General features: G+C 73.4%; 24 protein-coding genes. 6 read left to right on the top strand and 18 right to left on the bottom strand.

Features of this window, described 5'->3' with window-relative positions:
- Nucleotides 1–106: 106 nt before the first annotated feature.
- From V7S47_RS01135 to V7S47_RS01110, 6 genes are all read right to left on the bottom strand, one after another.
- Nucleotides 107–373: a DUF4031 domain-containing protein gene (locus V7S47_RS01135; RefSeq protein WP_090849613.1), complete on the bottom strand. Its 267-nt coding sequence runs from the start codon at nt 371–373 to the stop codon at nt 107–109.
- The gene (locus V7S47_RS01130; protein WP_090849611.1) at nt 370–1,083 is read right to left on the bottom strand and encodes a copper homeostasis protein CutC; all 714 of its coding nucleotides are present in this window, start codon (nt 1,081–1,083) and stop codon (nt 370–372) included. The genes V7S47_RS01135 and V7S47_RS01130 overlap by 4 nt, the downstream gene beginning before the upstream one ends.
- A gap of 16 nt (nt 1,084–1,099) precedes the next feature.
- Nucleotides 1,100–4,792 carry a lamin tail domain-containing protein gene (locus tag V7S47_RS01125; protein WP_336559895.1) on the bottom strand — a complete coding sequence of 1,231 codons (3,693 nt, stop codon included), beginning with the start codon at nt 4,790–4,792 and terminating at the stop codon, nt 1,100–1,102.
- A 138-nt stretch (nt 4,793–4,930) separates the two neighbouring features.
- Complete coding sequence (locus tag V7S47_RS01120) at nt 4,931–5,221, bottom strand: hypothetical protein (protein WP_336559894.1); 291 nt, start codon at nt 5,219–5,221, stop codon at nt 4,931–4,933.
- Nucleotides 5,218–5,961: a hypothetical protein gene (locus V7S47_RS01115; protein WP_336559893.1), complete on the bottom strand. Its 744-nt coding sequence runs from the start codon at nt 5,959–5,961 to the stop codon at nt 5,218–5,220. The genes V7S47_RS01120 and V7S47_RS01115 overlap by 4 nt, the downstream gene beginning before the upstream one ends.
- Nucleotides 5,962–6,318: a hypothetical protein gene (locus tag V7S47_RS01110; RefSeq protein WP_336559892.1), complete on the bottom strand. Its 357-nt coding sequence runs from the start codon at nt 6,316–6,318 to the stop codon at nt 5,962–5,964.
- A 94-nt stretch (nt 6,319–6,412) separates the two neighbouring features.
- On the opposite strand from V7S47_RS01110, the gene V7S47_RS01105 reads away from it, so the two are divergent.
- Complete coding sequence (locus V7S47_RS01105) at nt 6,413–6,754, top strand: hypothetical protein (protein ID WP_090849603.1); 342 nt, start codon at nt 6,413–6,415, stop codon at nt 6,752–6,754.
- A gap of 7 nt (nt 6,755–6,761) precedes the next feature.
- Here the strand turns inward: V7S47_RS01105 and V7S47_RS01100 are convergent, their stop codons facing one another.
- The 3 genes from V7S47_RS01100 to V7S47_RS01090 all read right to left on the bottom strand — a co-directional run bounded on the left by V7S47_RS01100 (nt 6,762) and on the right by V7S47_RS01090 (nt 10,840).
- Nucleotides 6,762–7,433: a GntR family transcriptional regulator gene (locus V7S47_RS01100; RefSeq protein ID WP_244509194.1), complete on the bottom strand. Its 672-nt coding sequence runs from the start codon at nt 7,431–7,433 to the stop codon at nt 6,762–6,764.
- 138 nt (nt 7,434–7,571) lie between these two features.
- Nucleotides 7,572–10,115: an ABC transporter permease gene (locus V7S47_RS01095; RefSeq protein WP_336559891.1), complete on the bottom strand. Its 2,544-nt coding sequence runs from the start codon at nt 10,113–10,115 to the stop codon at nt 7,572–7,574.
- Nucleotides 10,115–10,840 (bottom strand): ABC transporter ATP-binding protein, encoded by a 726-nt coding sequence (locus V7S47_RS01090; RefSeq protein WP_336559890.1) that lies wholly within the window; start codon nt 10,838–10,840, stop codon nt 10,115–10,117. Before V7S47_RS01090 ends, V7S47_RS01095 begins: the two co-directional genes overlap by 1 nt.
- A 63-nt stretch (nt 10,841–10,903) precedes the next feature.
- Between V7S47_RS01090 and V7S47_RS01085 the strand changes: the two genes are divergently transcribed.
- The 5 genes from V7S47_RS01085 (at nt 10,904) to V7S47_RS01065 (ending at nt 14,778) form a co-directional block, all read left to right on the top strand.
- On the top strand, nt 10,904–11,521 hold the full coding sequence (locus tag V7S47_RS01085; protein ID WP_336559889.1) for an alpha-ketoglutarate-dependent dioxygenase AlkB: 618 nt from the start codon (nt 10,904–10,906) through the stop codon (nt 11,519–11,521).
- Between the two features lie 217 nt (nt 11,522–11,738).
- On the top strand, nt 11,739–13,181 hold the full coding sequence (gene gndA, locus V7S47_RS01080) for an NADP-dependent phosphogluconate dehydrogenase (protein ID WP_336559888.1): 1,443 nt from the start codon (nt 11,739–11,741) through the stop codon (nt 13,179–13,181).
- Nucleotides 13,182–14,054 carry an aldo/keto reductase gene (locus V7S47_RS01075; RefSeq protein ID WP_336559887.1) on the top strand — a complete coding sequence of 291 codons (873 nt, stop codon included), beginning with the start codon at nt 13,182–13,184 and terminating at the stop codon, nt 14,052–14,054.
- A 112-nt stretch (nt 14,055–14,166) separates the two neighbouring features.
- Entirely contained in the window at nt 14,167–14,415 is a 249-nt protein-coding gene (locus V7S47_RS01070; protein ID WP_336559886.1) for a hypothetical protein, read from the top strand.
- Nucleotides 14,416–14,451: 36 nt separating this feature from the next.
- The gene (locus tag V7S47_RS01065) at nt 14,452–14,778 is read left to right on the top strand and encodes a LapA family protein (protein ID WP_090849587.1); all 327 of its coding nucleotides are present in this window, start codon (nt 14,452–14,454) and stop codon (nt 14,776–14,778) included.
- Between the two features lie 17 nt (nt 14,779–14,795).
- Here the strand turns inward: V7S47_RS01065 and V7S47_RS01060 are convergent, their stop codons facing one another.
- The 9 genes from V7S47_RS01060 to V7S47_RS01020 form a co-directional block, all read right to left on the bottom strand.
- Nucleotides 14,796–15,509, bottom strand: coding sequence for an SRPBCC family protein (locus V7S47_RS01060; protein WP_336559885.1), 714 nt, complete (start codon nt 15,507–15,509; stop codon nt 14,796–14,798).
- On the bottom strand, nt 15,509–16,360 hold the full coding sequence (locus V7S47_RS01055) for an FAD binding domain-containing protein (RefSeq protein ID WP_336559884.1): 852 nt from the start codon (nt 16,358–16,360) through the stop codon (nt 15,509–15,511). Before V7S47_RS01055 ends, V7S47_RS01060 begins: the two co-directional genes overlap by 1 nt.
- The gene (locus V7S47_RS01050; protein ID WP_336559883.1) at nt 16,357–18,831 is read right to left on the bottom strand and encodes a xanthine dehydrogenase family protein molybdopterin-binding subunit; all 2,475 of its coding nucleotides are present in this window, start codon (nt 18,829–18,831) and stop codon (nt 16,357–16,359) included. The genes V7S47_RS01055 and V7S47_RS01050 overlap by 4 nt, the downstream gene beginning before the upstream one ends.
- A complete protein-coding gene (locus V7S47_RS01045; protein WP_090849580.1) occupies nt 18,828–19,301 on the bottom strand; it encodes a (2Fe-2S)-binding protein in 474 nt (157 codons plus the stop codon). Before V7S47_RS01045 ends, V7S47_RS01050 begins: the two co-directional genes overlap by 4 nt.
- Nucleotides 19,302–19,497: 196 nt before the next feature.
- Complete coding sequence (locus V7S47_RS01040; protein WP_336559882.1) at nt 19,498–20,739, bottom strand: transcriptional regulator; 1,242 nt, start codon at nt 20,737–20,739, stop codon at nt 19,498–19,500.
- Nucleotides 20,740–20,801: 62 nt separating this feature from the next.
- Nucleotides 20,802–21,863 carry an alpha/beta hydrolase family protein gene (locus V7S47_RS01035; protein WP_336559881.1) on the bottom strand — a complete coding sequence of 354 codons (1,062 nt, stop codon included), beginning with the start codon at nt 21,861–21,863 and terminating at the stop codon, nt 20,802–20,804.
- Entirely contained in the window at nt 21,860–22,993 is a 1,134-nt protein-coding gene (locus V7S47_RS01030) for an XdhC/CoxI family protein (protein WP_336559880.1), read from the bottom strand. Before V7S47_RS01030 ends, V7S47_RS01035 begins: the two co-directional genes overlap by 4 nt.
- On the bottom strand, nt 22,986–24,107 hold the full coding sequence (locus tag V7S47_RS01025) for a vWA domain-containing protein (protein ID WP_336559879.1): 1,122 nt from the start codon (nt 24,105–24,107) through the stop codon (nt 22,986–22,988). Before V7S47_RS01025 ends, V7S47_RS01030 begins: the two co-directional genes overlap by 8 nt.
- A complete protein-coding gene (locus V7S47_RS01020) occupies nt 24,104–24,979 on the bottom strand; it encodes an AAA family ATPase (RefSeq protein WP_336559878.1) in 876 nt (291 codons plus the stop codon). Before V7S47_RS01020 ends, V7S47_RS01025 begins: the two co-directional genes overlap by 4 nt.
- Between the last annotated feature and the right edge of the window lie 12 nt (nt 24,980–24,991).

The raw sequence follows: 24,991 nt of genomic DNA, 5'->3' as shown, positions 1-24,991 counted from the left end.
GCCCCCCCGCGCGCCCTCCTCCCCCGAGCTGGGGGGGCCCCCCCCGCCCCCCTCGGCCCCCCCCCCCCCCCCAACTTCTGCTGACTCGGCCGGAGAGCCGGGGGGGTCAGGTGGGGCGGCGGGGCTTGCGGCGGCGCAGGCCGGCGGCGACCAGGCGGGCGACCAGCTCGCGGGAGGTGACGGCGACGGCGCCGGCGGCCAGGACGTCGTCGTACCACTCGGACGGGACGTCGTAGTGGTCGCGGTCGAAGCCGCGCTCGGGGATGCCGAGGGTGCGCGCGAAGGCGTGCAGCTCGTCGTACGACGTGTCGCTGGCCAGGTGGGACCACATCCGGCCCCGGGAGGGGACCAGCGGCGGGTCGATGAGGATCACCGGCGCTGCCGCGTGTCGTCGAGGAGCCGGCGCCAGGAGCGGACGTGGCCCGCGTCGACGTAGGACTTGTACGACGCGCCGGGCCGCGCCTGGACGCCCAGATGGAACTGGCGCACCCCGGCCCGGACCAGCCACGGCACCTGCTCGGCGAGCAGGCCTCCGCCGGCCATCATCATCCGGGCGATCGCCGGGTCGGACTCCGCGGTGGCGAGCAGGTCGTCGCCGCCGACGGCCATGCCGCGCGGCGAGCCGGCCGAGCGCACCCCGGCCAGTCCGGGCAGGTCGAGGACCCGGCGCCAGGAGCGGCGGGGGTCGAGGGTGTGGTCGAACGCGCGGTGGAAGGTCCACGGCACGCCCGGCAGGCCGGTGGCGAGGTGGCGGCAGACCTCGACGTCGACCTCCAGCTCGCTGTCGAGGAAGCCCCACGAGAGGCCGGCCGCGCCGGCTCCGAGGTAGTCGCCGGCCAGCCCGAGCAGCCGGGTGAGCTCGCCGCCGGTCGTCGTCCACGAGTCGTTGAGCCGCAGCAGCACGAAGACGGGGACGTCGCTGGCCCGGCACACCGCCGAGACCAGCGCCGGCTCCGGCGAAGAGGCGTAGCCGTCGGGACCGGTCCCGAGCGCGACGAGGTGGAGCCGGTCGGCCCCGCCCTCGTGCGCGCCCGGGACGTCACGCTCGTGGAGCGCCGTCACCTCGAGGAGCAGCTCGCCCATGGCGTGAGCGTAGAGGTCAGCGCCCCCGCTTGGCCTTCACCACGACGCGAGTCGCGGTCGCCGAGCCGCGGTGCAGGGCGTCGCCGTCGTAGACCGCGCGCACCCGGTAGGCGCCGGCGACCAGCCGCGCGGTGCTGAACCGGACGACGCCGTCGCGCAGCCGCACCGTCCGAGTGACGGTCCGCCCCTTCCGCGGGTCGAGCACCACCGTGACCGTGCCGGTCGGGTCCCAGGCACCGGTGACCCGCACCGTGACCGCGGCCCGCTTGCCGGCCGTGACCGTCCGGGCGACGCTCAGCCGGGTCCTCGACACCGCCGGGCCGGTCGCCCGGACGGCCGCGCTGGTCGCCGTACCGCTCGCGTGGCCGGGCCGGGCCGCCGTCACCCGGACGGCGACGCGCCGACCCTGGTCCGCTCCGACCAGCCGGTACGACGACGCCGTGGCGCCGGCGATCGGGGCCCCGTCGCGCAGCCACTGGTAGCCGAAGGCCAGGCCCGGGACCGACCAGGTGCCGCTGGTGGCGACCAGGCGCTGCCCGGTCACCGGAGTCCCGGAGACCCGCGGCGCCGCCGTCGCGGTCGCGGCGTCGCCGGCGACCACGGAGGCCGGCTCGGTCGTCGCCGGGGCGCCGGACGCCCCGCCGGCCGGGCGGGTCGCGGTGACGCGGGCCGAGACCGCGCCGGCGGCCAGGTCGGCCGCCGTCGGCGTGTACGTCGCCGAGGTCGCCCCGGCGATCGGCGCGCCGGAGCGCAGCCACTGGTAGGCGAAGGCCAGCCCGGCCTCGTCCCAGCCACCGGTCGAGACGGCGAGCTCGTCGCCGACCCGGCCCGACCCGGAGACGACCGGCGCGGTGACCAGCAGCGGCAGGTCCTCGACCGTGACCGGCGCCGAGGCGGCGGTCTCGTCGGCGTACCCGGTCTTCGAGGCGGTGACGACCACGCTCAGCGCCGCACCCTTGTCCGCGCTGGTGACGACGTACGACGTGCCGGTCGCGCCCTCGATCGGGGTCTCCCCGCGGCGCCACTGGTAGGCGAGGGTGACGCCGTCGACCGACCAGGTGCCGGCCGTCGCGGTCAGGGTCTCGCCGGACCGAGCCGTGCCCGAGACCTGCGGTGCGGTGGTGCTGTCGATCAGCCCGGTGCAGGGAAGGCTCGCGGAGCGGAGCGAGTGCCCGCCGGTGCCCGCGTCGTCGGACCAGACGACCTCCTTCGTCCCGTCGACGCAGGTGGACTGCGGGGCGATCGCGAAGCCCTCGTTGTTGAGGTTCGGCATGCCGGTCGGGCGCTCGTAGCCCCCGACCACACCGAACGTCCCGTTCGCTCCGATCCTCAGGTGCGAGACCTGCCCCTGGCAGGTGTCGTCGCAGACGGCCCACAACTGCTGGCGCTCGGCGTCGAACGAGACGTCCATGACGTGCGGGAACCCGCTCGCGACCTTGGCGACCCGGTGCTGGAGGCCGTTGCCGAGGGCGTAGGCGTAGAGGGCGCCGTCGTTCTCCAGGGCCATCACGAACAAACCGTCCCCGTGACCGGCGTACGACGACGGCCGGTAGGCCGCCCCGGTGCTCTCGTCGACGAACCCGCCGGCGACCAGGTAGCTGTCGGGCACCCAGGTGAGGCCCTCGAAGCCGAGGTTGGAGCCACCGGCGATGCCGGCCAGCTCGGGGAAGTCGGCGTTCAGGTTCCACGTCGCGGTGGCGCGCAGCGGACCCGGCTGCGTCGGGTCGAAGCGGAGCACCTGGTTGAGCGGGACGCCGCTGGACGTGTTGTCGCGCTCGGTGGTCGCGTAGATCGCGCCGTCCGGTCCGACCGTCACGCCCTCGGTGTCGGGCTCGCCCGAGCCGTCGGCAAAGGTCAGCGCCTTGCCGGTGGCCCAGCCGTCGGTGGTGAGCGGGGTCCACAGGCCGCCGACCTTGGTCAGCTTGAAGAGACGGTTCTTGTTCTTGATCGCCCACAGCACGCCGGGCTCGGTCGGGCTGAAGGCCAGACCGCTGACGTCACCGGCACTGACGTCGGAGACGAAGGCGTTCTGCGGGTCCGACGTCGTGACCGTCTGGCTGCCCGGCCACGGCTCGGTGTCGACCCCGAAGAACGGCGGCGGGCAGAGGTTGGCGGCCCCCTTGGTGACCGCCTCGGTGGCCACGAAGGCGCCGGCCCCGTCGGCGCACCGGCCGTACGACGTCGTCGCGTGCGTCGTCCAGGCGTAGGAGTCCACCAGGGTGGTGCCATCGGCGCGGAGGAGGCGCGCGGAGTCGGGCTGGCCGAGACCGAAGCCGAACGCGGCCTCGTCGAGGACCAGGTAGGCGCCGGCGGCGATCGTGGTCGCGGCCGGGATGGCGTAGGAGTGGGTGTCGTCGGCGTCCTTCAGCACCCAGCCGGACACGTCGACCGGCCCGGCGCTCACGTTGACCAGCTCCACCCAGTCCCCCGGCTGCCCGCCGCTGGACTCGACCTCGTTGATCCGCACCGGCTGGCAGACGTTCTCGGCGCCGGGGCTGGCCACGGGGTTCTCGACCAGCCCGGGGCCGTCGGGGCAGCGCCCGTACGACGGCAGCCGGTGGGTGGTCCACGCGTAGGTGTCGACGACCGTGGTCTTGTCGGACAGCAGGATCGTCACGCTGTCGGCGGCCCCGAGGCCGAAGCCGCCGACGATCTCGTCGGGGTTGAAGGCGAAGAGCTCGCCGGGCTGGAGCGGGGTGGACTCGGAGGTGATCCGGACCGGGCTCGCGGCCGAGTCGGCCACCCAGAAGTCGGCCACGTCGACCAGCGCGTCGCTGACGTTGCGGACCTCGACGAAGTCGGGGTTCGGGTTGGTCTTGACCTCGTTGATCTCGAGGGCGTCCGCACCGGCCGGGGCCGGACAGGTGTTGACCGCGCCCTTGGTGGGCGCCGTGGTCGTCGTCAGGTTCCCGGTCCCGTTCGGGCACCGCCCGTACGACGTCGTCGCGTGCGTCGTCCACGCGTAGGAGTCGATCACCGTGGTGCCGTCCTCCGCGAACAACCGCGCCGAGTCCGGCTGCCCCAGCCCGAACCCGAACGCCGCCTCCTCCAGCAGGAAGTAGCCGCCCGCCGGGATCGACGTGCCCGCCGGGATCACGTACGCGTGGGTGTCGTCGGCGTCCCGGAAGACCCACCCCGACGCATCCACCGCACCCGTCCCGGTGTTGAGCAGCTCCACCCAGTCACCCGGGCTCCCACCGCTCGACTCCACCTCGTTGATCCGCACCGCCGTGTCCGGCACGGTGCAGGCGTTGGCCGCGCCGAGGCTGGCCGCCTGCGCCTGCACGAACGCGCCCGTGCCGTCCGGGCAGCGCGACCACGACGGGTTCGAGTGGCTCGGGAACGTGTGCCCGTCGACCAGCGTGGTGCCGTCCGGCAGGAACACTCGCGCGGCGTCGCCGTTGCCGAGCCCGAAGGTGGTGGGGAAGGACAGGAAGCCGCCCGCGGGGAGCGTCGTACCGGCGGGGATCGCCTGCGAGCTCGCGTCCTTGTCGTCCTTCAGGATCCAGCCGGAGAGGTCGACCGGCGCCGCGCCGATGTTGGTCAGCTCGATCGAGTCGGGAGCCGGACCGTTCGACACGATCTCGTTGATCTTGACGTCGGCGGCCCCGGCGGACGCCGGCGGCGCCAGCGCGACCAGGAGCGGGACCAGGCCGACGGAGCCGGCCAGGAGGGAGGTGATGAGGGCAGAGCGGTGACGCGATGGCACGAGGTGAGTCCTCCACGATTTCGGCCGGACCCGAGTCGGCGGCGTCCACAACAGGCTCGTGCACTGTCATCGCCACCGGAGAACCCGGCGTGAACACCGGGCCAACTCGAGCCGGACGCCCGCCGTCGTACTCCTCGCTCAGCCCGCGGCGCGACCGATGTCCTGCGCCACCACGACGAGCGCCCGCTGGACCAGCCGGACGGCCGCCGGGCCGAGCGTGTGCGGGTCCCGCCAGACGTCGTCCCACCCGAGCAGACCGCAGCGGACCCGCTCGCCGACCGACTGCTCGGCCGCCGACGCCGACGCCGCCCCGCTGACCTCGTCGAGGGCCGCCCGGACCGCCGGGTCGACGGGCTGGGTCCGGGTGACGGCCGCCGCGCGCTCGGAGACCGCGGCGGCGCGGGCCAGGGCCGCCTCCAGGTCGGTCACGAGCGCACCAGCGAGGGCAGCCCGCGGAACAGCTCGAGGCGGTCCTGCTGCTGGTGGACCCAGTCGACGACCGTCCCGTGGAGGTCCCGGAGCGTCTCGATCAGCTCCAGCACGCGCTTCACGTCGTCGATGATGTCGGTGATCGCGTCCAGGCCCTTCAGCAGCAGCTCGGCCGCGAAGGCGCCCCAGCCGGCCGGGCCGGAGACCTTCGACAGGATCCGGCGGGCCAGGCGGACCAGGGTCCGACCCAGCTCGACGACCAGCCGCTCGACCTCGATGCCGATCCGCTCGGAGAACCGCGCGATCTCCTCGAAGGCGATCGCACCGACCCGCACCGTCTCGCCCAGCCCGCGCGCGGCCAGGCCCAGGGCGTTGACCCGGAGCAGGTACGCCGACGCCGCGGCCCCGCCCCAGCCCGGCTCGACCCCGACCGAGAGCCGCGCCAGGTTGTCGGCCCAGTCGTGCAGCGCCTCCCGCACGTTTATGCACGCCGCGGCGTTCTGGCCGATCGTCGCGTAGTCGCCGGTCAGCGGCAGGATCAGCAGCTCCTCCAGGCTGCCCTCGGGCAGCCGCGGCAGCCCGGCACCGGCGTGGTTGACGGCGTCGATGCCGTGGTTGACCACGTCGCGCATGGTCGTGAAGGCCTCGTCCCAGGCCGTGAAGGTCGCGTCGTGGTCGAGCTGCTTCCCGCCGCGGTCGGGCTCCTCGAGCCGGATGCTCATCAGGGTCGGGACCGGCATTCAGGCCACCCCCCGCAGGTCCCGCCCGAGCGCCACGCTCGAGCCCGCGGCCCGCCCGTCGGAGCCGGCCAGCTCGCGCTCGGCCGTCACCACGCCCGCCCGCACCTCGGCCCACTGCTCGGCGAACTCCTCACCGGTCCGCCGGAACGCCCAGGCGACCAGGTCCATCGCCTCGGCGAGCGGCCGGAGCAGGCAGACCGGGCTCGGCTCGAACCCGGCCCGGTTGGCGACCCAGGTCGTCGCGTGCCCGACGATCCGCTCCGCCTGCTCGGCCGCCTCGTCCATCACCTGCGGCAGCCGCCGCAGGTCGTCCCACGCCTCCACGAACACCTCTGCCGGTGCATCGGTCGCGCCCATCGTCGTACCTCCCGAGACCGTGGTCACCCGTCGTGACCGGTGCCCGACGCGTGCCCGGACGGGCCGGCCTTTGAAACGCGAGCACAATGGGGCTGTGGACAACGCGCTGCTGTACGACGCGCGGGCTCGGGTGCTCGCGGACCTCTCGGCCCGCGGTCAGGCGACGGCGGCCGCGGTCAGCGCGCTCGAGGACGCCGTCTCGGCCCGGAAGTGGTGGGCCGAGCAGTGGCCCGAGGGGGCCGTGTACGTCGCCGGGCTGGTCGCTCAGGACGTCCAGGACGCGCTGTTCGAGGCGGCCGGCCGCTGGCCGCTGTGCTCGATCTGCGAGGACGGTCCCGTGCACACGCTCTACATCCAGCCCGACCTGGGCGGCCCCGACCCGGTGTGGGTCTGCGAGGAGACCGGCGAGCCGGTCGCGGCGCTGGGGAAGCTGTAGCGGACTGCTAGCCGTCCTGGCCGAGCTGGACCCAGAGGGTGAACCGGTCCGCGCGGTAGACGGTGCGCGAGACCTCGACGACCTTGTCGCCGGCGATGGCCCGGCGGGAGTGGCGCAGCACCGGGGAGCCGGGCTCCACCTCGAGCAGGCCGCACTCCTCGGCGTTGCCGCGGTCGGCGTTGATCGAGTCCTCGGCCCAGGAGGGGCGCAGGCCGCGCGACTCCAGGGCGTCGTACAGGCTGGTGGGCATGCCGCTCTGCAGGAAGCCCGGGAGCAGGACCTCGTTGAGGTAGGCGTCCTCGATGCACATCGGGACCCCGTCGGCGCGGCGCAGCCGGCGCCAGTGGATGACCGCGTCCCCCTCGGTCAGGCTCAGCGCGCGGGCGACGCCGGGACCGGCCTGCTCGCGGCGGGCCAGCAGGGTCTGCGACTCCGCGAGCATGCCGCGGCGCGCCATCTCCTCGGAGTAGCTGGTGATCCGGCTGGCGGTACGACGGGGCCGCGCGACGAAGGTGCCCCGTCCGGGGATCCGCTCGAGGAGTCCCTCGACGACCAGCGCGTCCATGGCCTGGCGCACCGTCATCCGGGCGACGCCGAAGCGGTGCACGAGCTCGCGCTCGGACGGCGCGGGCGATCCGGGGGCGCTGCCGGTCACCAGGGAACGGACGTACTCGCGCACCTGTACGTGCTTGAGCGATCGTCCGTCCGGAACCAGTACTTCCTCCACATCCCCGAGGGTAGATGGACTAGACACCTTCCGTCCGGGAAATCCGGGATCTTGACCGATTCGGGCTGACGAAGTCCAATCCGGCGCCCCTCACTCCGTGGCGATGGCCCGCAGCACGTCGAGGCGGGCCGCCCGGCGGGCGGGCAGCACCGCCGCGAGCACCCCGATCAGCACCGACAGGGCGAGGAAGACCGCGAGCTGGCCGGTCGGCACGCTGATCACCTCGAGGCCCTCGTCGCGCAGGGCGTACATCAGCACGATGCCGAAGAAGGTGCCGAGCAGCACCCCGAGCACCGCGCCGAGCACCGCGATCACGACCGACTCGAGTGTGATCATCCACCGCAGCTGGCGCCGGGAGAGCCCGATGGCCCGCAGCAGCCCGACCTCGCGGGTGCGCTCGATGACCGACAGCGCGAGGGTGTTGACGATGCCGAGCACGGCGATCACCAGCGCCAGCGCGAGCAGGGCGAAGATCAGCAGCACGAACTGGTCGATCGGGGCGCGCTGCTCCTCGGCGAACTCGGCCTGGTCCTTGACGGTGACGATCGGCAGGTCGGCGATCGCCTCCTCCAGCCGGTCGCCGACGCCCGGCGAGGCCGGGTCGACGTCGATGATCAGCGCGTTGTCCTTGTCCTGCGCCCCGGTCGCGAGCAGCGTGTCGACGGTGGTGACGATCGGGAAGAACAGCACCGGGTTGTCCTCGTAGATCCCGACGACCTCCCAGCGCTGGTCGCCGGCCGGCATCTCGATCTCCAGGTCGTCGCCCACCTGGAGATCCTCGTCGTCGGCGTAGGTCTCCTGGAGCAGGACCGTGCCCTCGCGCAGCGCGGTGACGTCACCGGCCGCGGCGGTGAGCTCGAGGAACTCCGCGCCGTCGGCGTCGATGCCGACCACGCCCTGCGGCTCGCCGTCGATGGTGCCGCCGGTGTAGCGCTGCCGCACCACCTGGACCACGCCGTCGACCGCCCGCATCCGCTCGGCGACCTCGGGCGAGAACGACCCCGCCACGACGTTGCTGACGACGTAGTCGCCGACGAAGTTGTCCTCGATGGACTTGTCGACCGAGGCCTTGGCGGAGTCGCCGACGATGGCCATCGTGCAGGCCAGGGTGAGCCCGATCATCAGCGCCGAGGCCGTGGCCGTCGTACGACGGGGGTTGCGCAGCGAGTTCTGGCCGGCGAGGTTGCCGACGGTGCCGAACAGGCGCGCGAAGGTGACCCGGGCCAGCACGAGGAACGGCCGGCTGATCACCGGGCTGGCGGCCGCGACGCCGAGCAGGATCGCCAGCACGCCGGCGCCGACGAACCAGCCGCCGTGCGGCACCTCGACGACGTCGCCCAGACCCGCGAAGAGCGAGACCAGCCCGGCCAGCACCAGCACCACGCCGGCCTGGAGCCGGCGCTGGATCGAGGACTCGGGCAGCACGACGTCGTCGCGCAGCGCCTGCACCGGCGCGATCCGGGTGGTGCGCAGCGCGGGCAGCAGGGCCGCCGCCATGGTGACCAGCACGCCGATGGCGTAGGCCGCGAGGACGGTGCGGGGCGCGAAGATCAGCGACTGCCCCGACAGGTCCAGCCCGACCTGGGCGAAGACGGCCCGCAGCCCGATCGCCAGCAGCACGCCCAGCCCGAGACCGAGGGTCGCGCCGAGCAGGCCGAGGACCAGCGCCTCCAGCTGGACCGAGCCGAGCACCTGCCGCTTGGACGCCCCGAGGGCCCGGAGCAGCGCGAGCTCGCGACTGCGCTGGGCCACCAGGATCGAGAAGGTGTTGACGATCAGGAAGGCGCCGACCACGAGCGCGATGCCGGCGAAGATCAGCAGGAACGTGGTGAGGAACGAGATCGCCTCGAGCAGGTCGGAGGCCGCCTCGTCGGCCGCGTCGTCACCGGTGACCGCCTCGAGCCCGTCGGGCAGCTCGGCCTCGACCCGGTCGCGCAGCTCCTCCTGGGAGACGCCGTCCTCGGCGGTCACCCAGAGGTCGGAGTAGGCGTCGGCACCGTCCAGGAAGAGCTCCTGGGCGGTCACGGTGTCGAAGATCGTGAGCGTCGCCCCGTTGAGCGAGCCGCCCTCGCGGAAGTCGGCGATGCCGACCAGGGTCGGCTCCAGGGTCGCGGTGGCCCCGGCGGTGTTGAGGGTGACGGTGTCGCCGACGACGTACCCGGCCTTCTCTGCCGTCCCGGCGTCGAGCGCCACCTCCTCGGGACCGTCGGGCACCCGCCCCTCGGTCATGACCAGACCCTCCAGGCCGTGGCCCGCGGGGGCCCCGGTCCAGTTCGAGCCGAGCGACGGCGGGCCGAAGCCGCCGACCACCTTGTCGTCCTCGTCGAGGACGACGACGTTCGTCGCGTTGACGTTGCCGTCGACCCGCGCGGCGCCGTCCACCTGCTCCAGGTCGGCCGCGACGTCCGCGGGGACGGTCAGCGTCGAGAGGTCGCCCATCGGGTTGACCGCGCCCTCGGGCCGGACGACGACGTCGCCGACCGTCGAGGCGAACAGCGCGGTGAAGCTGCGGTTGAGCGTGTCGGAGAAGACCAGGGTGCCGGCGACGAACGCGACCCCGAGCACGATCGCGAACGTGCTCATCAGCAGGCGCACCTTGCGCCCGAGCAGGCTCTTCAGCGCGGCGCGCAGCATCAGCCGGCCATCCCGGCCATGACCTCGAGGACCTGCTCGCGCGTGGGCTCGCGCAGCTCGCTGACGACCTGCCCGTCGGCCAGGAAGACCACCCGGTCGGTGTACGACGCCGCCACCGGGTCGTGCGTCACCATCACGATCGTCTGGCCCTGGTCGGCGCTGCGGCGCAGCAGGTCGAGCACCTCGGCGCCGGAGCGCGAGTCGAGGTTGCCGGTGGGCTCGTCGGCGAACACGATCCGCGGCCGGCTGACCAGCGCCCGGGCCACGGCGACCCGCTGCTGCTGGCCGCCGGACAGCTCGCTCGGCTTGTGGCGCAGCCGGTCGCCGATGCCGACCGTGTCGACGACCGCGTCGTACCACTCGCGGTCGGGCTTGCGGCCGGCGATGGCCAGCGGCAGCAGGATGTTCTCCTCGGCGCTGAGCGTCGGGACCAGGTTGAAGGACTGGAAGACGAACCCGATCTCGTCGCGGCGCAGCCGGGTCAGGGCCTTGTCGTCGAGCGTGGTGAGGTCCTGCTCGCCGACCAGGACCTGGCCGCTGGTGGCGGTGTCGAGCGCGGCCAGGCAGTGCATGAGCGTCGACTTGCCGGAGCCGCTCGGCCCCATCACCGCGGTGAACTCGCCCGCGAGGAGGTCGAGGGTCACGTCGTCGAGGGCGCGTACCGCGGCCTGGCCCGCGCCGTAGGTCTTGGTGAGCCCGCGCACCTGGCAGGCGATCTCGGTCATGGAGGGATGCTCCCAGACTTCACCGACATTTTGCTCGAACGCCTGTTCGACTACGATGCGCGCATGGACTTCCAGAGCTCGCTGTTCCAGGCGGCCCCCGCCGGGGTGCGCGACTTCTCGGGGATCGAGCGGACCGGGCTGACCCGTGGCGCCTGGGTCGACGTACGACGCAGCTGGCTGCCGGACGCCGACGACGTCTTCACCCGGCTGGTCGCCGACGTGCCGTGGCGGGCCGAGCGGCGGCAGATGTACGACCGGGTCGTCGACGTGCCGCGACTGCTGCACACCTACATGCTCGGCGAGCCGCTCCCCCACCCCGTGCTCGAGGAGGCGCGCGACGCGCTCAGCGAGCACTATCTGCCCGAGCTGGGCGAGCCCTTCCGCACCGCCGGCTGCTGCTACTACCGCGACGGTCGCGACTCCGTCGCCTGGCACGGCGACACGATCGGCCGCGGCAGGACCCAGGACACGATGGTCGCGATCGTCTCGGTCGGCGACCCCCGCAAGCTGCACCTGCGCCCCCGGGCCGGTGGGGCCGAGGCGGTCGTGGTCGAGATGGGCCACGGCGACCTGGTCGTGATGGGCGGCTCCTGCCAGCGCACCTGGGAGCACGCCGTCCCCAAGGTCTCGTCCGCCGGACCGCGGATCTCCGTCCAGTTCCGCCCCCTCAACGTGTTCTGAGGGCGCTTCGCCCGAGCCTGCGAGGGCGAAGAGGCACGCCCCAGGTCGAGTAGCCGCGCGACCGACGAAGGAGGTCGCGACCGGCGTACCGAGACCATGACCGAGGGTCTCGATACGCTCGCTGGCGCTCGCTACTCGACCAACGAGGGGACTCGCTGGCGCTCGCGAGAGAGACCAGCGAAAGCCGGGGTTTGGCCTGGCGTAGTTGGCTGGAGACATGGCAGAGCAGCAGGCAACGATCGGGGTGACCGGGCTGGCCGTGATGGGCCGCAACCTGGCCCGCAACATCGCCCGGCACGGGCACGTCACGGCGGTCCACAACCGCACCTTCACCAAGACCGAGGCGCTCGTCGACGAGTTCGGCGACGAGGGCACGTTCGTGGCCAGCGAGTCGCTCGAGGACTTCGTGCAGAGCATCGAGACGCCGCGCGCGATCATCATCATGGTCAAGGCCGGCGAGCCGACCGACGCGGTGATCGACGAGCTGGTGCCGCTGCTCGACGAGGGCGACATCGTGGTCGACGGCGGCAACGCCCACTTCGCCGACACGGTCCGCCGCGAGCAGGCGCTGTCCGAGAAGGGGCTGCACTTCGTCGGCATGGGTGTGTCGGGCGGCGAGGAGGGCGCGCTCCACGGACCCTCGATCATGGTCGGCGGCTCCGAGCACGCCTACGAGCGGCTCGGCCCGATCGTCGAGTCGATCGCCGCGCAGGTCGACGGGACGCCGTGCGCGACCCACGTCGGCCCCGACGCGGCGGGCCACTTCGTGAAGATGGTCCACAACGGCATCGAGTACGCCGACATGCAGCTGATCGCGGAGGCCTACGACCTGCTGCGCAGCATCGCCGGGCTCAGCCCGGCCGAGATCGCCGACGTCTTCGAGGAGTGGAACGGCGGCGACCTGGAGTCGTTCCTCATCGAGATGACCGCCGACGTGCTGCGCCACACCGACGGCGAGGGCGGTCAGCCGTTCGTCGACGTCGTCCTCGACGAGGCCGAGCAGAAGGGCACCGGCCGCTGGACCGTGCAGGCGGCGCTCGACCTCGGCGTCCCGGTCACGGGCATCGCCGAGGCGACCTTCGCCCGCAGCCTGTCGGGCCACACCGAGCAGCGGGCCGCCGCCCGCGAGGTGTTCACCACCGACCCTGACGAGCAGCGGGTGTCGGTGGACCGCGACGTCTTCGTCGACCAGGTCCGGGCCGCGCTCTACGCGTCCAAGGTGGTCGCCTACGCCCAGGGCTTCGACCAGATCGCGGCGGGCGCCGAGGCGCACGGCTGGGACGTCGACCTCGGCTCGGTCGCAACCATCTGGCGCGGCGGCTGCATCATCCGGGCGCAGTTCCTGGACCGGATCAAGGACGCGTACGCCGAGGAGCCCGACCTCACCACCCTGCTGACGACGGCGTACTTCGCCGACGCGGTCAAGGCCGGCGTGGACGCCTGGCGTGAGGTGGTCGCGACCGCGGCCCAGGGCGGCGTACCGGTGCCGGCGTTCGGCAGCTCGCTGTCCTACTTCGACGGGCTCCGGCGCGAACGGCTGCCCGCCGCCCTGATCCAGGCGCTCCGAGACGACTTCGGGGCGCACACCTACCGACGCGTCGACCGCGAGGGGACCTTCCACACCCTCTGGGCCGGCGACCGCAGCGAACAGGAGATCTGAATGACCACCACGAGCGACAACCTGGCAGCAGCCAGCGGCACCTTCCGACTGGGCGGCGACCTGCCCGTCGTCCGTCTCGGCTACGGCACGATGCAGCTCCCCGGCGAGGGGGTCTGGGGCCCGCCGAAGGACCACGACGAGGCGATCCGGGTGCTGCGACGCGCGGTCGAGATCGGGATCACCCTCTTCGACACCGCCGACTCCTACGGCCCCGAGACCGCCGAGCAGCTGCTGAAGGAGGCCCTGCACCCGTACGCCGACGACGTCGTGATCGCCACCAAGGCCGGGCTGACCCGCCAGGGCCCCGGTGTGTGGACCCCGGTCGGCAACCCGGCGTACCTACGCCAGCAGTGCGAGCTGTCCCTGCGCCGGCTCGGGCTGGAGCGGATCGACCTGTTCCAGCTGCACCGCATCGACGGCGCTGTCCCCCTCGAGGACCAGGTCGGCGAGCTCGCGAAGCTCCGTGACGAGGGCAAGATTCGGCACATCGGGCTCTCGGAGGTCGACGTCGACCAGCTCAAGGCGGCCCAGCAGGTCGCGCCGATCGTGTCGGTGCAGAACCTCTACAACCTGGCCGACCGCTCGGCCGAGGAGCTGCTGGACCACTGCGACGCCGAGGGCATCGGCTTCATCCCGTGGTTCCCGCTCGCGACCGGGGCGCTGTCGAAGGAGGACGGCCCGCTGGCCGACGCCGCGCGCGAGCACGACGCGACGCCGTCGCAGCTGGCCCTGGCCTGGCTGCTGCGCCGCTCGCCGGTGGTGCTGCCGATCCCCGGCACGTCCAGCGTCGACCACCTGGAGTCCAACACCGTCGCGGCCGGCATCGAGCTGACCGACGAGGAGTTCGACCGGCTCTCCGCCGCAGGGGGCTGACCACCCGCCGGGGACCGCCGGGCCGGAAAACCGGGTGACGGCGGTCTCGGCAGGGGGTGTGATGGGCACCGGACAGCAACTCCGTCCATCTCGGAGACGAAGGAGCGACACCATGCCCGAGCGCCAGGACCCCCGGACCGATCCGGTCGACATCCCGCCCGCTCCGCACGAGCACGTGCGCGGCGAGGACGCCTATCCCGGCTCGGCCACCGAGCCGACGATGGGCTTCGTGGTCTCGCAGGACAGCCGCTTGCACCACACCCACGGCTCGGCGCCCGACCGGCCGCGGCCGCTGGTCTGGGCGCTGCTGCTCCTGCTGGTGCTTGCCGTGGTCGTGGCCCTGGTGGTCGTCGTCGTCTGAGCGTGTGACGGCGTGCGCCGACGGGCACCGGAGGTCATGAGCGACACCACCGACCCGGTCACCGGCGACACCGGCAGCGCCCCCGTGACCGAGGCCCCCCGGGCCGACCCGCTGCGCGGCTCGAGGACCAGCGGCACCTGGGCCGCCCTGGTCGTCGCCGCCGTGGTGCTGATCCTGCTGGTCGTCTTCATCGTGCAGAACACCCAGTCGGTGCAGGTCTCCTACTTCGGCTGGGAGGGCACGGCCCCGCTGGCCGCCTCGCTGCTGGTCGCCACCGCGGCCGGGATGCTGCTCGCGATCATCGCGGGCTCCCTGCGGATGCTCCAGGTACGACGACGCGTACGGCGCGACCTCAAGCGCTGACCCCGCCGCGCCGGGGCTCAGCGCCCCCGGCGACCGAGCAGCCAGCCGACCAGCAGCCCGAGCAGACCGGCCGCCAGCGGGCCGCCGTACGTCCTCAGCAGCACCGGTACGACGGCCGCCCCCAGGTCGACCGAGTCCGCGGCGTGGGCCCGCGGCGGCGGTGACCTGTCCACCGATCCGGCCGCGGAGCCGGTGGCGGGGTCACCGCTGCTCGGGGGCGGCGGTGAGCTGGCCACCGGACCGGGGGCCGGTTCGGTGGCGGACTCACCGCCGACCGCCGGGTCCGGCGTGCTCGAGAGCCGCTGCTCGAGACAGGTCACGAACTGGCCGAGCAGCTTGTCCGAGACGTCCTGCATCACGCCGCGCCCGAACTGGGCCGGCTTGCCGGTGATGGCGAGGTCGGTGAGCACCTCGACGTCGGTGCCGGCCGGTCCGGGCGCCATCGACAGCGTGACCGTCGCGCCCGCCGTGCCGTTGCCGCGCTTGTCCTTGCCCTTCGCCTCCACGACGAACCGGTGCGCCGCCTCGTCCTTCTCGACGAACCGGCCGGAGCCGGAGTAGACGAGCGCGATCGGGCCGAGCTTGACCTTCACCGAGCCGGCGAAGGTGTCGGGCTCGACCGAGGTGACCGTGGCGCCCGGGAAGCACTCCGCGACCGAGGCGATGTCGTTGAAGTGCGCCCAGGTCTCGTCGACCGAGGTGGGGACGGTGAAGCGGTGCTGGAGGTCCATCAGGACGCGGCCGCCAGGATCGCCCGCCGGGTGAGGACCCGCGCGAGGTGCCGCCGGTAGTCGGCGTCCCCGTTGAGGTCCGAGGGCGGGTTCGTGCCCTCGGTCGCGTGCTCGGCGGCGGCCCGTACGGCGTCCTCGGTCGCCGGCTGTCCCGCCAGCGCCTCCTCGACCGCCCGCGCCCGCAGCGGCGTCGAGCCCATGTTGGTGAGTCCGATCCGGGCCTCCGCGATCACGCCTCCCTCGACCCGCACGGTCGCCGCGACCGCCACGATCGGCCACTGGTGGGCGACCCGCACGAACTTCTCGTAGTGCGCGCCCCAGGCGGTCCGCTTGGGCAGTCGCACCTCGGTGAGGATCTCGTCCTCGCCGATCGCCGTCTCGAAGAGATCGACGAAGAAGTCGTCGGCGGCCACGGTGCGGCTGCCCCCCGGGCCGGCCACCACGAACTCGGCCCCGAGCGCGAGCGCGGGCGCTCCGAGGTCCCCGGCGGGGTCGGCGTGCGCGAGCGCGCCGCCGAAGGTCCCGCGGTGCCGGACCTGGGCGTCGGCCAGGTGCTCGACGGCCTTGGCCACCAGCGCGGCGTGCTGGGCCACCAGCGGGTCCGAGCCGACGACGGAGTGCGGGGTCATCGCGCCGACCACGATCGCGTCGCCGTCGTCGCGCACCCCGCGCAGCGACTCGATCCGACCGAGGTCGATGACCATCTCGGGCGCGTTGAGGCGCATCCGCAGCACCGGCAGCAGGCTCTGACCGCCGGCGATGATCTTGGCGTCGTCACCGTGCTGGGCCAGGGCGGCGAGCGCGTCCTCGACCGAGGTGGGCGCGACGTAGTCGAATGCGGCGGGGATCATCGGGCGTCTCCTTCCGTGCTGTCGGCGCCGGGTTCGGCGGGATCGAAGTGCGGCATCGCCGCGGCCTCCGTGGCGGGGCCGCCCGAGGCGCCGTCGCCGTTGATCGCCTTCCACACCCGCTCGGGCGTGCAGGGCATCTGGACGTCGGTGACCCCGAGCGGTCGCAGCGCGTCGACGACCGCGTTGACCACGGCCGGGGTCGAGGCGATCGTGCCGGCCTCGCCCACACCCTTGGTGCCGAGCGTGTTGGTCAGCGACGGGGTCGTCGTGTGGTCGACCTCGAAGCTGATCGTGTCGGCCGCGGTCGGCAGCAGGTAGTCGACGAACGAGCCGCTGACCAGGGTGCCGGACTCGTCGTACACGGCCTCCTCCCAGAGCGCCTGGGCGATGCCCTGCACCAGGCCCCCGTGCACCTGGCCAGCCACGATCAGCGGGTTGATGACGTTGCCGATGTCGTCGACGCAGACGTACTTCCGCATCGTCAGCGCGCCGGTCTCGGTGTCGACCTCCATCGCGCACAGGTGGGTGCCGTGCGGGTAGTTGAAGTTCACCGGGTCGTACGTCGCGTCGCTGTCGAGCGACGGCTCCATCCCGTCCGGCAGGTCGTGGGCGGCGAAGACCGCGGAGGCGATCTCCTGGATCGCCATGCCCTGGTCGGTGCCGCGGACCGTGAACCGGCCGCCGCCGAACTCCAGGTCGTCGGCCGACGCCTCGAGCAGGTGGGCGGCGACCACCTTCGCCTTCTCGACGACCTTGTCGGTGGCCTTGACCAGCGCCTCGCCGCCCACGACCAGCGACCGGGAGCCGTAGGTGTCCAACCCCTTGTGGGCGACCTGGGTGTCGCCGTGCAGCACCTCGACGTCCTCGAAGGGGACGCCGAGCCGGTCGGCGACGATCTGGCTGAACGCCGTCTCGTGGCCCTGCCCGTGCGCGCTCGCGCCGGTGACCACCTCGACCGTGCCGGTGGCCAGCATCCGCACGCTCGCGTGCTCCCAGCCGCCCGCGCCGTAGTCGAGCGAGCCGAGCACCCGCGACGGCGCGAGGCCGCACATCTCGGTGAACGTCGAGACGCCGATGCCGAGCTGGACCGGGTCGCCGGAGTCGCGGCGGCGCCGCTGCTCGGCGCGCAGCTCGTCGTACCCGAACATCTCCTTGGCCCGGGCGGTGGCCGCCTCGTAGTTGCCGGAGTCGTACTCCAGGCCGGCGACCGTGGTGAACGGGAACTCCTCGTGCTTGATCCAGTTCCGCTCCCGGACCTCGAGCGGGTCCACGCCCAGCTCGGCGGCCAGCTCGTCCATCAGCCGCTCGATGGCGAACGTCGCCTCCGGGCGGCCGGCGCCGCGGTAGGCGTCGGTCCAGGTCTTGTTGGTGAGCACGGTCTGGACGGCGAAGCGGTAGGCGGGGAACTTGTAGATCGCGTTGAACATGAAGGCGCCGAGCACCGGGACGCCGCCGCCGACGAGCGACACGTAGGCGCCGAGGTCGGCCAGCAGGTCGACCTTGAGGGCCTTGACGTTGCCCTCCCTGTCGGCCGCCAGGGTCAGCTTCTGCCACTGGTCGCGGCCGTGGTGGGCGGCCATCAGCGACTCGCTGCGGGTCTCGGTGTACTTCACCGGGCGGCCCACCCGGCGGGCCACCGCGACGGTGATCCACTCCTCGGGGGTGGTCTGCAGCTTGCCGCCGAAGCCCCCGCCGACGTCGGGTGCGATCACCCGCAGCTTGGACTCCGGGATGCCGGTCGTCGCGGCCAGCGCGAAGCGGAGGATGTGCGGGATCTGGGTCGCCGACCAGACGGTCAGCTGCTCGCCGGTCGGGTCGACCACCGTCGAGCGCGGCTCCATGAAGGCGGGGATCAGCCGCTGCTGGCGGTACTCCCGCTCCAGGACGATGCCGTCGACGCGGGCCTCCGCGATCGCGGCCTCCACGTCGCCGCCCGTCCCGGCCTCGTTCGAGTCGAAGACCCACAGCGCCGACTTGTTGGTGCCGAGGTCGGGGTGCGCCAGGACGGTGTCCTCCGCCGACTCCCGCAGGTCGAGGGCGGCCGGGAGCACGTCGTACTCGACGTCGACGAGCTCGGCCGCGTCGCGCGCCTCGGCGGCGGTCCGGGCGACGACGACCGCGACGATCTCCCCGGCGAACGCGACCCGGCCGGTCGCCACCGGCAGGTGCGTCGGCGTCTTCTGGTCGGGGGTGATCGGCCAGGCGTTGATGAGCACGCCCTGCGCCTCGCCCAGGTCCTCCCCGGTGACGACGTCGACGACGTTGGTCGCGGCCTTCGCGGCGCTCGTGTCGATGCTGGTGATGGTCGCGTGGGCGAACGGGCTGCGCACCATGGCCAGGTGCAGCATCCCCGGCAGGGTGATGTTGTCGGTCCAGCGGGTCCGGCCGGTGATCAGCCGCTGGTCCTCCTTGCGGCGCCGGTCGCGGCCGATCTCCTTGGCGACCTCGGGCGCGTCCTGGACGGCGGTCATGCCTCGGCCCCCGCCGCGTGCTGCACCGCTCGCACGATGTTGTGATAGCCCGTGCAGCGGCACAGGTTGCCCTCGAGCCCGAGCCGGATCTCCTCCTCGGAGGGGTGCGGGTTCTCCTTCAGCAGGTCGACGCTCTGCATGATCATCCCGGGCGTGCAGAAGCCGCACTGCAGGCCGTGGCACTCGCGGAACGCCTCCTGCACGGGGTGCAGCTCGCCGTTGCCCGTCGTCGCCGCCAGCCCCTCGATGGTCGTCACCTCCGACCCGTCCGCCTGGACGGCCAGCACGTTGCACGACTTCACGCTGGTGCCGTCGAGGTGCACCGTGCACGCGCCGCAGTTGCTGGTGTCGCAGCCGATCACGGTGCCGGTCTTGCCGAGCCGCTCGCGGAGGTACTGCACCAGCAGCATCCGGGGTTCGACGTCGTCGGCGACCTTCGCACCGTCGACGGTGAGGCTGATCCGGGTCATGAGGACTCCCTTGCATGTGTGGTGCAGGTCACGCTAGGGAGCCGTGGTTGGCCAGCCGTTGGTTGAGCTCCACCGGTGGTTGAGGAAGGACGAAGTCCTGTCTCGAAAACCCCGCAGCCTGGCGCCGTCGTCGGCCTGCGGAGGTTTCGAGACGGTCGTTGCACGACCTCCTCAACCACCACCGGGGGCGGCGCGGTCAGCGCCGCGCGACCGCGAGCCGCCCCTTCAGCAGGGGTACGGCGGGGTGCGCGCGCCCGCCCACTCCCCCGCTGAGCGAGCGGAGGCAGACCTCCAGCACCTCGACGTCGTACGGCGCGAGCTCGCTGTAGCGGACCACGGCGTCGGGCTGCGGGTCGGCGAGCAGCGCCTCGCGCAGGGCGACGGCGACGTACTCGGCGAGCTCGCCGAGCGCGGGGCTGTCGGTGCCGGGGAGCAGGTCGCCGCCGTACGCCTCGACCGCGGCCGCGACGTGCCCGCGGCGCAGCAGCCCGAGCACGTGGTCGACGTCGGTCGCGACCGGCATCAGCAGCCGGTAGGGCCGGGAGGAGAGCTGGCCGCCGAGCGCGGAGCGCAGGTGCGAGACCTCGGCCTTGAGCGTGGAGAAGGTGACCGGCTGGTCGCCGTACACGAGGGCGTGCAGCTGCTCCAGCGAGAGCCCTTGGGGGTGCATGGCGAGCAGGGCCAGGATCTCCGTCTGGCGCCGGTTGAGCAGCAGCCGCTGGCCGTCGAGGCGGGTCTCGGCCGTGCCGAGGAGCGTCATCACCAGGCCCGGGTCGTGGGTGTCGTCGGCACCGGCCGTCCCGGCGGTCGAGCGGGGCAGGGCCGACTCGATCAGCCGGGCCATCACCCGTGCGGTGGCGAGCCCGATCGGGTGGGTGCGGTCCCAGGTGGTCGACAGGTCGAGGACGCCGAGCTCGACCCCCGTCACCGGGTCGTGGACCGGGGCCGCCCAGCAGACCCAGTTGTGCACGATCGAGGCGTAGTGCTCGGCGCTGAAGACCATCGCCGGGGCATCGAGCCGGGTGGCCAGGTCAAGGGCGTTGGTGCCGACCGACCCGTCGTCCCAGCGGCCGCCGGCGACGAAGTTGACCGTCTCGGCCTTGCGCCGCATCACCCGGCCGCCGTACGTCCACAGGATCCGGGTCTGCGGATCGGTCACGGCGACGACCAGGTCGCCGTCCTCAGCGGTACGGCGCAGCTCGGACTCGACGCTCTCGACCGCCACCTGCAGCGGCGAGCCCCGCCAGATCGAGGCGGTCTCGGACTCGTCGGCCAGCGGCGCCTCGGTGACGTCGGGCGAGACGGTCGCCTCGGACCGGGCCCAGCTGCTCAGGATCTCCGGCCGGACGAGCGGCTCGGCGTCGTCGCCGTGCTCGACGAACGTGCTCCAGGCCTCGACGGCGTGGTGCCGCCTCGTGCGCAGCTCGCGAGCGTCCATCGCGTCTCCCCCGGGTCGGTGCTCGCACTGTAGCCGGGAGGGTGATGGGCGTCACCCGACGTCTACACGTCGAGCCGGCGCTTCAGGAAGCGCACCGTCTCCTCGATGGAGGCCTGCCACTCCGGGACGAACGCGTGCTGCTCGCCGTCGTACACCTCGAGCCGGCTCTCGACGCCGGCCTCGGTGAGCAGCCGCTGGGTGGTCCGCGCCCACGGGAACGGGCACTGCTCGTCGTCGGTGCCGTGGTGCATCAGCACCGGCTCGGTGATCCGGTCGAAGTAGGTGCGCGAGGAGAGGCCGCGGTAGACCTCGGGCACCTCCTGCGGCGTGCCGAACCGCTCGTAGACCGCGTCGACCGCGTCGGGCCGGCTGACCGCCGTGAAGTGGCGCAGGTTGTCGAGGTAGCGCGAGCTCACGCTGGCGTAGACCACGGCCGCGTCGACGATGCCGGGCTGGGCGACCAGCGCGTTGAGCGTGATCCCGCCTCCCATCGACCGGCCGAGCATGGCCATCTTGTCGGCGTCGACGTAGGGCTCGCGCTTGAGCGACGCGACGGCGTTCAGGGCGTCGCGGGTGTAGCCGATCCGGCTCTCCCGGTCCAGCGCGGTCGCCGGGTCCGAGCCGGCGTGGCCGCGGTAGTCGGTGTGCAGGACCACGAAGCCCGCGTTGGCCAGCCAGTCCTGCTCGCGGGCCAGGCCCTGGCCGGTGACGTAGACGTCGGGGTCGATGTAGCCGTGGTTGAGCACGATCCCCGGGAACGGCCCCTCGCCCTTCGGCCGGAGCAGCACCCCGCTGACCCGCACGTCGCCGCTGCGGTAGACCACCCGGTGTCGCGTGTACGACGACGTCTCGCCCTCCAGCTCGGTGAACCGGATCCGGCTGCCCCGGAACTCCTCGCGCATCAGCTGCGGCAGCGAGGTCCGGCTGGTCACCGGCGGCAGGGTCTCGGCGGGCTCGGCCGGCTCGGCCGGCTCCGTGGGGGTGGGCGCGGCGGACGCGCTCGCCTCCTGCGTCGGGGTCGTGGACGCGGACGGCGTCGCGGCCGGGGCGTCCGAGGAGTCGTCGTCGCTGCACGCCACCAGCGGGGCGAGCAGGAGCAGGGCGGCGGCCGCCGTACGTCTCATGCGAGAGGTCCTTCCCGGTGGATCCGTCCCTGGGTGTGCGCGAGCGGCTCGCCGGAGCCACCCCAGCGGCCGGCGATGATCTCGGCGGCAATGCTGACCGCCGTCTCCTCCGGCGTGCGGGCGCCGAGGTCGAGTCCGATCGGGCTGGCCAGCCGGGCCAGCTCGTCGTCGGTGAGGCCGGCCTCCTTCAGCCGGGCCGTCCGGTCCTCGTGCGTACGACGGGAGCCCATCGCCCCGACGTAGGCGATCTCGGGCAGCCGGAGCGCCACCTCGAGGAGCGGTACGTCGAACTTCGGGTCGTGGGTCAGCACGGTCACCACGGTCCGCGGGTCGATCGCGCCGGCCTCGGCCTGCGCGGCGAGGTAGCGGTGCGGCCAGTCGACGACCACCTCGTCGGCGTCGGGGAACCGGCTCGCCGTGGCGAAGACCGGCCGCGCGTCGCAGACCGTGACCCGGTAGCCGAGGAAGCTGCCGACCCGGGCCACCGCCGCCGCGAAGTCGATCGCGCCGAAGACCAGCATCCGCGGCTGGGGCGCGAACGCCCAGACGAACACCCGCATCCCCTCCCCGCGCCGCTCGCCGTCCGGGCCGTAGGTCAGCGTGGCGTTCGTGCCCGCCGCCAGCAGTCCGAGCGCGTCGTCGGCGACGGCCGCGTCGGCCCGCGGCGAGCCGAGGCTCCCGACCCCCTCCGTCTCCGGCCGTACGACGAGCCGCCGCCCGAGCCAGGCCGGGTCGGGGTGCTCGACGACCGTGGCCAGCGCCACCGGCCGACCGGCGGCGACGTCGGCCGCGATCTCGCCGAGCTCCGGGAAGGTCGCGCGCGAGACCTGCTCGACGTAGACGTCGAGGATCCCGCCGCAGGTGAGCCCGACCGCGAACGCGTCGTCGTCGGAGACGCCGTACCGCTCGAGGACGGGGACGCCCTCCTCGACGACCGACCCGGAGAGCTCGTAGACCGCGCCCTCGACGCAGCCGCCGGAGACCGATCCGACCGCGGTCCCGTCGGGGCCGACCAGCATCGAGGCGCCGGGCGGGCGCGGGGCGGACCGGAAGGTCGCGACCACGGTCGCCACCCCGACGGTCTCGCCGGCCTCCCACCACGCCAGCAGCTCGGGCAGCACGTCACGCACGGGCGACCACCTCCACCAGCTCGGCGTAGGTGGCGAGCGAGTGACCCGCGACGAAGTCGTCGACGTGCGGCAGCACGGCGAGGATGCCCCGCTGGACCGGCTCGTAGCCGACCTTGCCGCGGTGCGGGTTGACCCACACGACCCGGTGCGCGACCCGGTGCAGCCGAGCCACCTGGGCGGTCAGCTCGGCGGTGTCGCCCCGCTCCCAGCCGTCGCTGAACACGATGACCACCGCACCGCGGGCCGTCCCCCGCTGGCCCCAGCGGTCGAGGAACGAGCGCAGCGTCTCGCCGAGGCGGGTGCCGCCGGACCAGTCCGGAACCGTCCGGCCGGCGGCGACCAGCGCGCGCTCGGGGTCGCGGAGCCGCAGGGCGCGGGTGACGTGGGTGAGCCGGGTGCCGAGCGTGAACGTCTCGACCGACGCGGGCGCGGCCTGGGTGAAGCGGTGCGCGAGCCGGAGCAACGCGTCGGCGTACCCGCTCATCGAGCCGGACACGTCGACCAGCAGCACCATCCGGCGCGGCTTGCGGCCGCGGCGGCGGCGAGCGATCTCGGCCGGCTCACCCATCCGCCGCAGGCTGGCGCGCAGGGTGCGGGAGGCGTCCACGTCGCCGCGGTGCCACGGCCGGTGCCGCGGGGTACGACGGAACGGCACCCGCGGCCGCAGCGTCGAGAACAGCGCCGTCAGGCGCTGCCGCTCGGCGGGCGACAGGGTGGCCACGTCGCGGTGCCGCAGCACCTCCACCTCGCTGGCCCGCGCCCGGACGACCTCGGCGTCCTCACCTGGTCCGCCCGTCCCGTCGCCGTCGGTCTCCGGCAGGTCGGTCGCCACGGGGGTGACCGGCTGCGGCGGACGCGGTCGCGGGAGGCCGTCGCGCGCACCGAACCAGGCGGCGAAGACGGCGTCGTACCGCTCGAGGTCGTCGGGGCCGCTGCACAGCGTCGCCCGGCCGGCGGCGTACGTCGCCCGCCGGTCGTCGATCCCCACCAGCGCGACCGCCTCCAGGAAGCCGCGCGAGCGGTCGGGGGTCACCGGCACGCCCGCCGCCCGCAGCGCCCGGGCGAAGCCGAGCAGCACCTCGTCGGCCTCGTGGCTCGTGCCGGGAGCGCTCATGCCAGCATCCGCTCCAGCGCGCCGCGGACCCGGTCGGCGTCCTCGCGGTACTTCACCAGCGCCCCGAGCGTCCGCGCGGCCGTCGCGAGGTCGAGCTCGACCGTGCCGAGGTGGTGCAGGGCCCGGGCCCAGTCGAGGGTCTCGGCCACCCCGGGCGGCTTCACCAGCTCACCGCCGTCTCGCAGCCGCTGGACGACGCCGACCACCTGCGCGGCCAGGGCCGCCGACACCTCGGGTGCGCGGGACCGCACGATCTGGACCTCGCGCTCCAGGTCCGGGTGGTCGATCCAGTGGTAGAGGCAGCGCCGCTTCAGCGCGTCGTGCAGCTCGCGCGTGCGGTTGCTCGTCAGCACGACGTAGGGCGGGGTCGCGGCGCGGACGGTCCCGAGCTCGGGGATGGTCACCTGGTAGGTCGCGAGCACCTCCAGCAGGAACGCCTCGAACTCGTCGTCGGCCCGGTCGACCTCGTCGACCAGCAGCACCGCGGGCGCCTGCTGCAGCGCGGCCAGCACGGGGCGGGCGAGCAGGAAGCGCTCGTCGTACAGGCTCTTCTCCGCCTCCTCGACGTCGGCTCCACCGGCCGCCTCCAGCGCGCGCAGGTGCAGGATCTGGCGCGGGAAGTCCCAGTCGTAGAGAGCCTGGCTCGCGTCGATGCCCTCGTAGCACTGCAGCCGCACCAGTGGCAGGCCCAGGCTCTCGGCCAGCGCCTCGGCCAGCGCGGTCTTGCCGGTGCCGGGCTCCCCCTCGAGCAGCAGCGGCCGCTCCATCCGCAGGGCCAGGAAGGCCACGGTCGCCAGGTCGTCGTCGCAGAGGTAGCCGGTCGCCGCCAGGCGCGCCGCGACCTCGGCCGCGGTGTGCAGCTCACCCTCCATGGGGAAAGGCTA

It is taken from the genome of Nocardioides sp. CCNWLW216 (genome assembly GCF_037120545.1).
In the GTDB taxonomy this organism is placed as follows: domain Bacteria; phylum Actinomycetota; class Actinomycetes; order Propionibacteriales; family Nocardioidaceae; genus Nocardioides; species Nocardioides lianchengensis.
The sequence above is the reverse complement of the archived record's forward strand: the minus strand, read 5'-3'. Positions and strand labels throughout refer to the sequence as shown.

Coding starts and splice junctions, on each gene's coding strand:
- V7S47_RS01130 (WP_090849611.1), bottom strand. CDS start 1,083: ATGGGCGAGCTGCTCCTCGAGGTGACGGCGCTCCACGAGCGTGACGTC.
- V7S47_RS01035 (WP_336559881.1), bottom strand. CDS start 21,863: ATGAGACGTACGGCGGCCGCCGCCCTGCTCCTGCTCGCCCCGCTGGTG.
- V7S47_RS01055 (WP_336559884.1), bottom strand. CDS start 16,360: ATGATCCCCGCCGCATTCGACTACGTCGCGCCCACCTCGGTCGAGGAC.
- V7S47_RS01115 (WP_336559893.1), bottom strand. CDS start 5,961: ATGCCGGTCCCGACCCTGATGAGCATCCGGCTCGAGGAGCCCGACCGC.
- V7S47_RS01065 (WP_090849587.1), top strand. CDS start 14,452: ATGAGCGACACCACCGACCCGGTCACCGGCGACACCGGCAGCGCCCCC.
- V7S47_RS01075 (WP_336559887.1), top strand. CDS start 13,182: ATGACCACCACGAGCGACAACCTGGCAGCAGCCAGCGGCACCTTCCGA.
- V7S47_RS01050 (WP_336559883.1), bottom strand. CDS start 18,831: ATGACCGCCGTCCAGGACGCGCCCGAGGTCGCCAAGGAGATCGGCCGC.
- V7S47_RS01045 (WP_090849580.1), bottom strand. CDS start 19,301: ATGACCCGGATCAGCCTCACCGTCGACGGTGCGAAGGTCGCCGACGAC.
- V7S47_RS01085 (WP_336559889.1), top strand. CDS start 10,904: ATGGACTTCCAGAGCTCGCTGTTCCAGGCGGCCCCCGCCGGGGTGCGC.
- V7S47_RS01025 (WP_336559879.1), bottom strand. CDS start 24,107: ATGAGCGCTCCCGGCACGAGCCACGAGGCCGACGAGGTGCTGCTCGGC.
- gndA (WP_336559888.1), top strand. CDS start 11,739: ATGGCAGAGCAGCAGGCAACGATCGGGGTGACCGGGCTGGCCGTGATG.
- V7S47_RS01110 (WP_336559892.1), bottom strand. CDS start 6,318: ATGGGCGCGACCGATGCACCGGCAGAGGTGTTCGTGGAGGCGTGGGAC.
- V7S47_RS01060 (WP_336559885.1), bottom strand. CDS start 15,509: ATGGACCTCCAGCACCGCTTCACCGTCCCCACCTCGGTCGACGAGACC.
- V7S47_RS01070 (WP_336559886.1), top strand. CDS start 14,167: ATGCCCGAGCGCCAGGACCCCCGGACCGATCCGGTCGACATCCCGCCC.
- V7S47_RS01095 (WP_336559891.1), bottom strand. CDS start 10,115: ATGCTGCGCGCCGCGCTGAAGAGCCTGCTCGGGCGCAAGGTGCGCCTG.
- V7S47_RS01020 (WP_336559878.1), bottom strand. CDS start 24,979: ATGGAGGGTGAGCTGCACACCGCGGCCGAGGTCGCGGCGCGCCTGGCG.
- V7S47_RS01090 (WP_336559890.1), bottom strand. CDS start 10,840: ATGACCGAGATCGCCTGCCAGGTGCGCGGGCTCACCAAGACCTACGGC.
- V7S47_RS01040 (WP_336559882.1), bottom strand. CDS start 20,739: ATGGACGCTCGCGAGCTGCGCACGAGGCGGCACCACGCCGTCGAGGCC.